Origin of the sequence: Fibrobacter sp. UWB16 (assembly GCF_900215325.1) — a bacterium.
GTDB lineage: Bacteria > Fibrobacterota > Fibrobacteria > Fibrobacterales > Fibrobacteraceae > Fibrobacter.
The window spans coordinates 374,999-386,401 of record NZ_OCMS01000001.1 but is presented as its reverse complement, the minus strand read 5'-3'; the positions used below and the strand labels follow the sequence as shown (position 1 = coordinate 386,401).

General features: G+C 48.6%; 10 protein-coding genes. 5 read left to right on the top strand and 5 right to left on the bottom strand.

Going from position 1 to position 11,403, the window contains the following annotated elements; genetic code table 11:
* Nucleotides 1-250: 250 nt before the first annotated feature.
* On the bottom strand, nt 251-1,204 hold the full coding sequence (locus CRN95_RS01655) for a metalloregulator ArsR/SmtB family transcription factor (protein WP_235002810.1): 954 nt from the start codon (nt 1,202-1,204) through the stop codon (nt 251-253).
* A gap of 95 nt (nt 1,205-1,299) precedes the next feature.
* On the opposite strand from CRN95_RS01655, the gene CRN95_RS01650 reads away from it, so the two are divergent.
* A complete protein-coding gene (locus CRN95_RS01650; protein ID WP_159462252.1) occupies nt 1,300-2,118 on the top strand; it encodes a phosphatase PAP2 family protein in 819 nt (272 codons plus the stop codon).
* A gap of 84 nt (nt 2,119-2,202) precedes the next feature.
* Nucleotides 2,203-3,210 carry an FISUMP domain-containing protein gene (locus CRN95_RS01645; protein ID WP_088630277.1) on the top strand — a complete coding sequence of 336 codons (1,008 nt, stop codon included), beginning with the start codon at nt 2,203-2,205 and terminating at the stop codon, nt 3,208-3,210.
* A gap of 335 nt (nt 3,211-3,545) precedes the next feature.
* Here the strand turns inward: CRN95_RS01645 and CRN95_RS01640 are convergent, their stop codons facing one another.
* A complete protein-coding gene (locus tag CRN95_RS01640) occupies nt 3,546-3,791 on the bottom strand; it encodes a hypothetical protein (RefSeq protein ID WP_088630276.1) in 246 nt (81 codons plus the stop codon).
* A gap of 98 nt (nt 3,792-3,889) precedes the next feature.
* Between CRN95_RS01640 and CRN95_RS01635 the strand changes: the two genes are divergently transcribed.
* On the top strand, nt 3,890-5,197 hold the full coding sequence (locus CRN95_RS01635; protein ID WP_235002809.1) for a tetratricopeptide repeat protein: 1,308 nt from the start codon (nt 3,890-3,892) through the stop codon (nt 5,195-5,197).
* A 168-nt stretch (nt 5,198-5,365) separates the two neighbouring features.
* On the opposite strand, the gene CRN95_RS01630 is transcribed toward CRN95_RS01635, so the two are convergent.
* Together CRN95_RS01630 and CRN95_RS01625 are read right to left on the bottom strand one after the other, a co-directional pair.
* Entirely contained in the window at nt 5,366-6,898 is a 1,533-nt protein-coding gene (locus tag CRN95_RS01630; protein WP_097019923.1) for an FGGY-family carbohydrate kinase, read from the bottom strand.
* A gap of 166 nt (nt 6,899-7,064) precedes the next feature.
* On the bottom strand, nt 7,065-8,267 hold the full coding sequence (locus CRN95_RS01625; protein ID WP_073424599.1) for a class I SAM-dependent rRNA methyltransferase: 1,203 nt from the start codon (nt 8,265-8,267) through the stop codon (nt 7,065-7,067).
* Nucleotides 8,268-8,421: 154 nt separating this feature from the next.
* Here CRN95_RS01625 and CRN95_RS01620 point away from each other — a divergent pair, with 154 nt between their 5' ends.
* Together CRN95_RS01620 and CRN95_RS01615 are read left to right on the top strand one after the other, a co-directional pair.
* Nucleotides 8,422-9,969 (top strand): FecR domain-containing protein, encoded by a 1,548-nt coding sequence (locus CRN95_RS01620; RefSeq protein WP_235002808.1) that lies wholly within the window; start codon nt 8,422-8,424, stop codon nt 9,967-9,969.
* Between the two features lie 26 nt (nt 9,970-9,995).
* Entirely contained in the window at nt 9,996-10,403 is a 408-nt protein-coding gene (locus CRN95_RS01615) for a VanZ family protein (RefSeq protein ID WP_088630271.1), read from the top strand.
* A 9-nt stretch (nt 10,404-10,412) separates the two neighbouring features.
* On the opposite strand, the gene murB is transcribed toward CRN95_RS01615, so the two are convergent.
* The gene (gene murB, locus CRN95_RS01610) at nt 10,413-11,378 is read right to left on the bottom strand and encodes a UDP-N-acetylmuramate dehydrogenase (RefSeq protein ID WP_097019921.1); all 966 of its coding nucleotides are present in this window, start codon (nt 11,376-11,378) and stop codon (nt 10,413-10,415) included.
* Between the last annotated feature and the right edge of the window lie 25 nt (nt 11,379-11,403).

The window sequence follows — 11,403 nt, the reverse complement described above, 5'->3', positions numbered from 1 at the left end:
AATATAAAAATACCGCAGAGGAAGCCCGCTACGGTTTGTTAAATTGTTCGCCTTTGAATAAGTTTTCGAAAGAATGTTATTCGAGCGTGTTTTCGTCGGTCTTGGCCGTCTTGACGAGGCTGTAGATGCCGAATGCAGAAATGATGCACACAGCTGCGATGACGACGTACTTAATCAGTTTTCCCATAAGGTTTCTCCTTGACTTTTTTAGTAAAGATATTTGATTTTCGCAAAATGGTCAAGCGAATTTTTACTCTTTCGTGATAATCATGCAAATGACGGGGAGCTTTTTATCGACCTCGTTTTCACTTGGGATGATTTCGCTTTCGACGACCTTGCAGTTGAGCTCCTTCACAAAGAATTCGAGCTGGCTGCGTTCAAAACCAAGCCAAATGTGGCCGTGGGTCGTGCGGAACGATTCTTCCTTGTGCTGGGCGAGGTCCAAAAGCGCAAGCATTCCACCCGGTTTCAAGATGCGGGTTGCTTCCTTGAGGGCGAGGCGCGGGTCTGTTGCATGGTGGAGTACTTGGCTCATCAAGACGAGGTCTGCGTAGTTAGAGGGAAGGCCCGTCTGGGTCATGTCGGCGACTTTCGGCGTCACGTTTTCGATGCCTTTCTGGCGCAAAATCTGCTGGAAACCGCTAATGATTTTTGGATCGTAGTCGAGTGCGGTCACGTTTTTGCAACGGCTTGCGAGCATGAGCGAGAGGTCGCCGCCTTCGCCGCACCCAATGTCCACGGCGTTTTCGAACGGCACCATGAGCTTGCTGAACAGGCTGATTTGTGCCTTGAGGCTTCCGCCGGCCTGGTCGAGCTTATGGATTTGTCCCTTGGTCTTGTCGGTGCGTTCTTCGAGCGCTTGTGCGGCGCGGCACTTGAGAATGTCCTTGTCCTGCAGTTCATCGTAGGCTTCGCGGATAATCTGCAACAGACGGCTGCTCATGTAAAGTTCTTCGCTCAGACGGTAATAGGCCTTGATTCCATCGCGTCGGTCTTTCACGAGCCCGCATTGCGAAAGCTTTGCCAAGTGGCGGCTTGCGTTACTCTGGTGGATATCCAGAATGTCCTTGATTTCGTTGACTGTAAATTCGGACTGGTCCAGTAGGAGCAGTATCTTGAGGCGCATTTCGTCGGAAATGGCTCCAAAAAGTTCCATGTTCGGGATGATTGGTTCTCGGTTCTGGTTTAAATTCGAATTTGTCACGTGTTCCGCCAATACTTTTGTATGTTTGTGTTTGTGAATATAAATTTTTAGATGGACTTTTGATGTTTTCTGGGCGATTTAAAAGCTTATTTCGGGTGCTTTTTGCGGTGTTGTGTTCGGCAACGCTTGCCTTGGGTGCGCCCGATGCTTCCCGGAACATGCCCGGCGCGGAAGTTCCTCGCCATTACGAGGTCTCAGTCCGCTTGGATGTCCCGCTTTCGCTAGGGATTGTCTTGACATCGGTTCTTGGAGTTTATCAGTACTACGGGATGTCGAAAATTTCATCGAGCGACTTGAAGCCGAAATCAGAACTGTTACCGTGGGACCGCCCGTTTGCGGGGCTTTACAGCGGATGGGCAACGACTGTGAGCCATTATTCGGGGGCTTTGGCTGTCGCTCCATTGGCGTTGGCGGGGTACTCCTGGTACAAGGGCGATGCCGATGGTCATGACTTTGGTGCCTTTTCGCTCATGTTTGTGGAAGCGTTTGCCTTGCAGAACGCCTTGAACCAGCTGGTGCGTTCAACGCAGTTGTGGCCGCGCCCTTACATTTATGCGGAACGGGGCGAAGGTCGCAAAAAGGCGGAGTCCGCGCGAGGCGAGGCTTATGGTTCGTTTTATTCGGGACATGCCTCGGCTGCGTTTACGGTAGCCGTGTTTACAGGGGAGTGGTTCTCTGAAATTTATCCGAACTCCAAGTACAAAAGTCTCGTATGGGCGTCATCGTTGACGCTTGCCGGGGCTGTCGGGGTCTTGCGCGTTGTCGCTGGCAAACATTATCCTACTGATGTAGTAGTTGGGGCGCTTGTGGGAACAGGCGTAAGCTTTGGAGTGCTTAAATTGCATGAAATTTGTAAAAAGAATATTTCTTTTTGGGCAATTCCGGGCAATATTGGCGCAATTTTTTACTTTTGACAATTTTTTATAGCATTTTTTCCGAAAAAGCGTATATATATTGTGTAGGCTTACTTCGTAAGTCTATTATTTGTGAGGTTATTGATGTTGGATGAGGTGTGGCGTTCGTTGTGCGCCGTAGCGATTTTGACCGTGTCTGTGGTCACCCATAATTACGCAGCAGAGTTTAAGGATTATAGAGATGGACGCGTTTATCGTGGAATTCCGTCGGGATCGTTAAACTGGTTCAAACAAAGTCTCAAGTACAGCAAGACCTCATACTTTACTGACGAAAATGGAATTCCTTTTTATCGTAGCGATAGCTGGAAAGCCTCATGCCCAGAGGGAACGCAGCTCCCGGATGAAACGGATTGGGACGAACTGATTGAAGAAAAATTCTCAGGCCCAGATAAAATCCAGAACATGAATGATTTTGTGGGACATTCGTCGCTTGGTTTTTACAAGTTTGAATTTGACGAAGTGGTGAATGCAAGAAAAGGTTATGCCTATTTTGCTGTCCGTGGCCCGGCCAATCACGCGATAAGGTTTGAAACCAAGCATGGAACCACAAAGTATGTGGATATTGAAGAAGCTGATGCCATCCAGATCCGTTGCGTTTTTGCTCGTGACCAGTTTGCCGAAAAAAATATCTCCCCGAAGGATATGATTTTTACGGATAAACGCGATAATAAAAAGTACAAGGTCGGCGTCCGTGGCGGTAAAATTTGGATGATGAAAAATCTCGCATTCAGCGTGACGTCCGAGAAACAGTGCTATGTAGATGATAAATCCTACTGCGAAAAATTTGGACGCTATTACACCTATGATGATGCAACTAAAGCATGTCCTCCAGGTTGGCACTTGCCAGATGACGGCGAATGGCGTGATTTCCAGAAAGACCGCGCCACGCTGGATTGGGACAATTTAGGTCAGGGCGGTTGCCAGGATTGGGACAACTTCTGCGATGGCTTTAATTCTGGGCATTATTGGTCCAAGTCTTCTGTCCAGCCTAATACCGCCCGCTCATGGGAATTCAATCGCGCCGACAAGGATATAGAACGCACAGACGCCAGTGTTTACAAGGGCCTGTACGTTCGCTGTGTCGCAGATTGATGTTTAGATATCATCCTGAACGGTCCTTGCAAAACGTCATCCTGAGCAATCGTTGCAACTCGTCATCCTGAACGGCGAAAGCCGTGAAGGATCCAGTTAAATTTTATTAATCGGCTATTGCAAAAAAGGCGTACAGTACGGAAAATACTGTCGCAGAGACAAAACTCCCCGAGAGGTAAACGAAAAGCCCGAAGACGATTACCGTCAGAGAAAGAAGAAAAATTTTACTCGGGCTAAATGGATAATGAATGTTGAACATGTGTGACCTTTAATGTTTATCTTTAACTGTTTATAAAATAGATAAAGATTGTGTCATTAAATGTCACTGCTTGTTTTTACAGTTCGTCCTCGCTTTCGGACACGTCTCCGAAATGGCTCCCGTATTCGTCAAAGTTGACTTCTTCGGCGATATCGTCATTGTCGATGTCTTCGTTGTCGAGGCCTAGCCCAAGTCGGGCGCAAATGCGGTCCAGGAGGATGAGATCCACATCTTCGGTGTCGCCCCCTTCGCGTTCATAAGCTTCGATGATGAGCTCCTGTTCGTCAGCTTTATATTTATCGACAGCTTCTGTAATTTTCATTTTTTCTCCTTTGCGGGTAATCAAAATTATCCGCGTCTCTGCTAGTAATATCGCCAATCTGTGTCATAAAGTCAATGGTTTTTACTAAATTTTTTACCATGAACAAGAAATTGTCTTTTATTGCGCTTGCATTGATGGTTGGAATGTCTCAAGTTTGGGCTGTGGACCCCCGTATTGAACAGGGTGCCCGTTTTGAGGCCAAGGGTCAGTATGATAAGGCTCTTGGGGAATACCGAGCCATGTTGGCTGAAAATAAGAAGAATACTGAAGCTTATATGGCGGCAGGCAAGGTTCGCATGAAGATGAAGGACTATAAGGGGGCTGTGGCAAACTTCCGCCTCGCTTATGGTTATGATCCGAGTTTGACGGAAGCGTACGAAGGCGCTGCCAAGGCTTACGAAGCTATGGGCCAGCAGGCTAAGGCCGATGCTGAACGCGCTAAGATGAAGGGTGGCAAGGCTGCTGCAAAGACCGAAACGGCAAAGGCTGAACCTGCAAAGACTGCACAGCCCGCACAAACATCTCCTGCTGCAAAGGCTGAGCCGGCAAAGACCGCTGCCCCTGCAAAGGTCGAAACGCCGAAGGCTGCACAACCGGCGCCTGCAACGGCTGCCGCTTCCGAAGATCCGTTTGAAAAGGGCAAGGCTTTGCTTGCCGAAGGCCGCTATGCTGAAGCTGCTCCGCTTTGGAGAGTTGTTCTTTCGAAGAAGCCTGGCGATGCCGGTGCGTACTTCTATGCGGGCTTAACCCGTTATGAGATGGGAGAATACGACAAGGCCGAGTTCAATTTGAAGAAGGGGCTTTCGTACAAGGAACGCGGTAACGACGCAAATTACTATCTGGCAAAGATCAACCAGAAGAGCAAGCGTACCGAACAAGAAAAGAAGTATCTCTCGGCATACTTGAAGAAGGCTGCTCCGGATGCCAAGTTCCGCAAGGCTGCTGAAGACCGTTTGGCCGAAATCAACGCTGTCGCCAGTGCCGCTGCCGAAGAAAAGGCTATGCAAGAAGCCGAAGCCAAGGCTTTGAAGGATGCCAAGAAGAGCGGGAACGACAAGTCGAAGTCTGCTGATGTCGCTCCGCAGAGGGAAGACGTTGCTCCGACGGCTTCGAATTCCATTGCCAACGCCAATGCGCTCTATGCGGACGGCTATCACGAAGCCGCTCTCCAGATGTACAAGGCTTTGCTCGAAAATGAAATCACGCCGGACGAACGCTACTTTGCGATGCTCCAGATGGGCAACATCTACCGCGAAATGCGCGACTTCCACAGTGCTGTAACGCGCTACCGTGATGTTGTTCGTGAATTCCCGGATTCTGACTGGGCAACCGAAGCTGAACGCGCTCTCGAAGATGCAGTGTGGCTTGAAAAGCACGCGAGCGAACTTCCGCGTAACAAACGCTAATTGGCCATTAGTCAATGGTCTATAGTTTTTAGTTGCAACTGAAAGATTTTGAACAATGTTATGCCGGGCTTGTCCCGGCTTCATTGTTTCTAAGATGTCATGCCCGCTCAGGTCCCTGAGCTTGTCGAAGGGAGGCCATCGCCTTTTTTGAAAAATTTTTAAGAAAAATTACCCTTTCACGAGCTTTCGATCGCTCTTGACTTTATCCAAGAATTTCTTGTAGATTTTGTTGTAAATCTCGTGATTCTCGGGATTGGGCGTGTATGTATTCGTGATTTCGATATAGCTATGGATGTCTTCGAAATGCATCTGCCCAAGTCCGATTGCAGCAACGGCAGCGGCACCTAGTGCGCCCACATATTGCGGATGCTTTACCGTTTCAATCGTATGCCCGGTCACGTCGGCGAGAATCTGGTTCATGATGTTGATTCTAGCAAGACCGCCTGCAAAGCGGATGGTGTCTGATATCTTGCATTTCTTGGCCTGGCATTCCAAGAGCCAGCGGAAGTGGAAGCAGATACCTTCGATAACGGCGCGGAGCAAGTCTCCACGGGTTGTATCCAGTTCAATACCCGAAAGCGAACTGCGGATTTCGCCGTCTTCAAAAGGCGTCTTGCAGCCGTTCATGAATGGCGTGAACAGGAGTCCACGGGAACCTGGCTTTGATTTTGAAATAAGTGATGCGCATTCTTCGTAGCTGTACTGCGAATTGTCCAGCTTGCCGATGAGCTCGCGAGCCCAGGCAAAGCACTTGCCTGCGGTTTCAAGTTCTCCGTACAGGTATTTTTGCTTGGGATTCGGCCCCTTGACGGCAATCATCATGATATCTGCAAACTGGATAATGTGATCGACAACGGTGCAGACGGATCCTGAAGTTCCGCAGTAAATGCTGGTAAGATTGTTTTGGGTGTTGCCACAACCGATTGCGACCATGGCGATATCTCCGCCTCCAGCGATGACTGGTGTGCCCTTTTCCAAGCCCATCTGTTCGGCGGCAGTGGCTGTAATACGGCCGACAATGTCTGTGCTTTGCACAATCTCTGGCAAGTGCTTTTCGTTGATGCCGTACGCTTTAGCCATGGTGTGGCTCCAGCCGGAATGGCCTTTGCGGCAATCGTTGAGTGCCGTGCAGAATGCGGAGTCTTCTGTGCGGACGAATCGTCCTGTGGCTTTGTACAAAAGATAATCGCCAACATCTAGGAACTTGTCGACTTTTGCAAAATTTTCGGGCTCGTTGTTTTGTACCCACTTGTATTTCCAAATCGGGCTGTAAGCTCCAACGGGGACCATGCTTGTATGATGCATCGCCTTGATGAGTTTCCAGATGTTTAGACCGTGAATCTTGAGACCGTGGTTGAAGTAGCCCTTGAATTCTTTGTCGGCACGTCTGTCCAGGAACGTCATGGGTGGGCGGACCGCATTGCCGTCATCATCAACGAGTATGGTTGCGTTCATTTGGGAACAGAAACTGATACCCTTGATCTGGTCGCTAGTAATACCGTAATTTTTGAGGAGGTCTTTTGTGCTACGGCAGATGGAATCCCACCATTGTTCGGTGCTCTGTTCCACCCCTTTGCCGCCTAAAGTCGAGGTACTATGCGTACTGACAACAGTCGCTCCCACGAATTCAATCGAATTTGCGATTTTTGTAAGTGTTGCTTTTATAAAGGAGTTGCCGATGTCGTAAGTGACTAAATACATTTTTGACCTCTATAAAACCGTCCACATATACCTTTTTATCTTCTCCTAAAATTATAAAAAAACTACACAGGCTTTGTCACCTGTGTAGTAAGTTTTTTGGAAGCTTTTGATGCTGTCATGCCCGTCTTTGAACGGGCTTCTCCATCTTGTGCTTTTATAAAAGGTGTTAAACAACCTGCACCAGGAGTCCCTTGAGGTATTGTCCTTCGGGGAAGGCTGTGTTCACGGGATGGTCGGCTGGCTGTCCAAAACGTTCGATAATCTGCACGCGACGGTGGGCATCGGCTGCGGCGTCGGCGATAATCTTCTGGAACAAGTCCATTTCCATAAGGCCGGAACAGCTGAATGTGGCAAGCATGCCGCCTTCGGCAAGCAACTTCATTGCAAGCAAATTAATATCCTTGTAACCGCGGGCGCCTTTCTGCAAGTTGTCCTTGCTTTCGACGAACTTTGGCGGGTCAAGCACGATGAAGTCGAACGTTTCGGCCTTGTCACGGCACTTGCGCAAGTACTGGAACACGTCTGCTTCGACGTGTGTTGCATGTGCCGTGCTTAATTTGTTGCGCATGATGCCTTCCTTGGCGAGCTTGAGCGCGTCCTTGGAAACGTCGACCTGATAAACCTTTTCGCAACCGCCACGGAGGGCGTACAGACCAAAGCCGCCGGTGTAGCAGAAGCAGTTGAGCATCTTCTTGCCACGAGCGAGTTCGCCTACACGGCGTCTGGCATCGCGCTGGTCGAGGTAGTAGCCGGTCTTGTGTCCGTTCTTTACGTCAATCGGGAATAGAATTCCATTTTCGTTGATGATGACCGGTTCGTCTGGAACTTCGCCAAATACAACGCCCGTGCGGAGGGGGAGTCCTTCCTTTTTGCGGACTTCGGAATCGCAGCGTTCATAAATGCCACGGCAACCCGTCTTTTCGGCAAGCAATTCGTAAATGATCTGGCGATTGACTTCGGCGCCTGCAGCAAGGATTTCGACGGAGTAGATGTCGGCATACTTGTCGATGATGCAACCTGGAATGCCGTCATTTTCAGCGTTCACAAGGCGGAATGCACATTCCTTGTCATGGATGTCGAACCCACGGCTCTTGCGGGAGGCGATGGCGCGGTCCAAAATGTCGCTAAAGAATTCGCGGTCAATCTTGACGTTCTTTCCTTCGGTCCCGAATGTCCAGAAACGGCCTCGGATCTGGGATTTCGGGGAGTAGGCTGCAAGGCCCAGAAAATCGCTGTGGTAGCTATAAACTTCGACAACGTCACCAAGCGCGGGGTCGCCAACAACTTCATCAATGGCGCCGCTAAAAATCCACGGGTGGTAACGGAGGGCGGATTTATCGCGCCCGGCTTTCAATGTAATTGCTTTCATGGGTAAAAATTTAGAATTTTTAGTTATATTTATTTTGTCACGCATTTGTGTGGTTCATAAAACGTGTGACGGAGCGCAAATTATTGTTTTTAATCGAGGGGGAAAAGTGATTGTAAATTTCTTTTTTGAAATTTTAATTACTAGATTAAAAAACATGGTAGGAAAGAATCAAGCAAAGATTTTTAGGGTTGGACTTTTGGGCTTGGCCCTCGTTTTTGCTGTATCTTTTTCTGCCTGTGGCGATTCTGAATCCTCCAAAAAAGAATCGTTAAATGCGGTTCCCGAAAAGCCTTTGTTTAATGGCGTTGTCCAGAGCGTTGTGGGCGATGCCCATGTGAAGACTGCTGATAGCCATGCCAAGTCATTGAAAGTCGGCTTATCCGTTCATGAAAAATCATCGATTGTGACTGAGGCGGGTTCTTCGGTTGTTATTTCTGTTGATGACGGTTCTGCGCTCAAGACCGATGGCCGGTCTGAGATGGCTATTGAAGTCACTAAAGCGGATGAACTGAAAGCAAGAATGACCGTTGCGCTCAGCCATGGAAAGTTGTTGTTTGATGTGCAGAAACAGGCGGTCAAGGACGAGTTTGAAATTCGTACAGAAAATGTTTCGTCTGTAGTTCGTGGAACGGCTGGCTTTATTGAAAATGTCGATGGGTTGGAAATCTCGTCGCTTAAGGAAGGTCGTCTTGACGTGACCGTGAAAACCGGTACAGCGCAGTCGGTCAAGAGCGGACAGACTTTGATTGCCAATACGAATGGCGTAAAGATTTTATCGCTTGCAAGTTCGGGTACGCTTATTTTAGCTCGTGCTCTTGATTCTATTGCGACTGGTGCCGCTACTGAACTTGGTGTGCGCGCTGCAAGGTTGAATCTCGACAAGCTCGAACCTATGTTGCTGGAATTTGATGAAGCCTACAAGAAAAAATCGGAAGCATTCATAAAGAGCTCGCAGATTGAGTTTAAGCCGAAGGTCTTGAATGAATACATTGGCAAGCCGAGTGTAACGCTTGAAGCGTTGTTTATCCCGGGAAGCTTAGTTTCTGTGCTCGGAATTGTCGATACGATTCCTGAAAGCGGGCTTTACAAGCGTACGTTTGAATGGGCGGATTCTACAGCGTTTGGTCCGAAGCATTTTGTTGTGAATTGCAGCAATGGTGAAGTGGAATACATTTGCCATACCTGGCATACGAACTTTGTTTCGGCGAAGATGGCGGAAGTCTTGACGAAGGCTAATGAACGCAAGTCTACGGCTGCTAAGGATACGGTCCAGCCAAAAAAACTCAAGCCTTCGATTGTCATAGAAGGTTCTGGTCGTGAACGCATTCACGTATTGCCCGAAGAGCGTGATATCCCGGCGACGCTCCGTTTTAGTGTGGCTGGACTGATGGGCTCGGACTTGAGTCAGATCAAGAAGATTATCGTGAAACGCAAGGGTGTTGTGGTAAAGACTTTTGCAGACGATGAATTGATGACAAATTCATTTAAATTGCCGATTCGCCTCAAGCAGAATCGAATAGCCCATTTTGAAATTGTCGCCACATTTGTAAACGGCAAAAAGATCAAGGCAAGAAAAGTCTATGAGACGTATTGCTTCTTCGAAAATTATGAAGATGGCAAGAAGAGTAACCGAATCAACGACATGACGGCAGAAGAAGAATACAAAAATGTTGTCTCCAAGCGCCTGCTCAAGAACGAATAGCTTTTACAAAAGCTAAATTTGGGCGCATGTTTGAATCGCTCTTTGACAAGTATCCGTTTTTTAGAAAAGTCCCTGCCATCCTCTGCATGGCTATCATTTTCAAGATTTCTTCGATGACATCCTATGAACTCGAAGACTTCCCGCATGTATGGGATAAACTTGCGCATACGTGCGAATACGCCACTTTGGCGGGATGTTTTTGCATGTGGTGGGCACGTGGCCAGTGGTCTTTGAAACCGTGGCTCAAGGTGCTAATCGTGATGGCTATTGCGCTTGCTTACGGCTGTACGGACGAATACCACCAGAGCTTTGTGGAAGGCCGTGACTGTAGCGGTTTCGACTTGATTGCTGATGCACTCGGCGGTATGATCGGTGGACTTGTCTATTGGCTCATCGTTAAAATCTTGAACAAGTACGATCCGCTGTCAAAGTAGACTGTCTTTTTAGAATTCTCCGAGCAGAATCACTTCTCTGTGAAGCTGAATGCCAAACTTTTCGGCGACGACTTTTTGAACGTATTCGCTGAGTGTTTTGATGTCTGCTGCGGTGGCGTTGCCTGCGTTGACGATAAAGTTCGCGTGCACACGGCTCACTTCGGCGCCGCCTATGCGGTAGCCTTTTAAACCCGCCTGTTCGATGTAATAACCTGGTGCGATTTGTGTTGGCGTTTCGGCGGCGCCTGCATCTAGACGCTTGAAGGTGCTACCCGCATTGGGCATGGAAAGCGGTTGCGAATTGCGACGCTTTGTCATGCATTCTTGCATTTCGCTTTCTAGATCTTTGGCTGTCTTGCCAAGTTCTGTTGCGGGCGTAAGCTGGAATGTGGCAGAAAGAATTGTTTCTGAAAGAAAATTGCTTTGCCCCCCTTCGGCAGGCTCAGGGACCTTGGGCTCGCATTTTGCAAGCTTTTGAAATACGCTATGGCGGTAACCGAATTTGCAATCTGCTGCGGCTCGCGTGTGCATATTGCCTGCGGCATCGATGCTTTCGACTTCAACGCAAGTCTGCGAAACATCTTGACCGTAAGCGCCTGCGTTCATGTAAATCGCACCGCCGAGGCTCCCGGGAATGCCGGCGAGCTTGTGGATGCCTGCGAGTCCTTCGTTAATTGTGTAGCGGGCGAGGCGGGCAAGCGGCGTGGCGCCTTTAGCGCAAATCTTGCTGTTGCCAAGATCTGTGATTTCCGAGAAAAATTTACCGAGCTGAATAATGACGCCGTTGTATCCGCTATCAGAGACGAGCAAGTTCGTGCCTTTGCCGAGAATGTAGTTCGGGAGCGCTTGCTCGTTTGCAAATGCGATTGCTTCTTTGATATCGCTTACGGATTCTGCTTTGACGAAATATCGTGCGGGACCGCCAACTTTAAAGGACGTGTGCTCGCTCATCGGTATATTTTCTTGAATAATCATGACGAAAATATATATATTCTTGGTG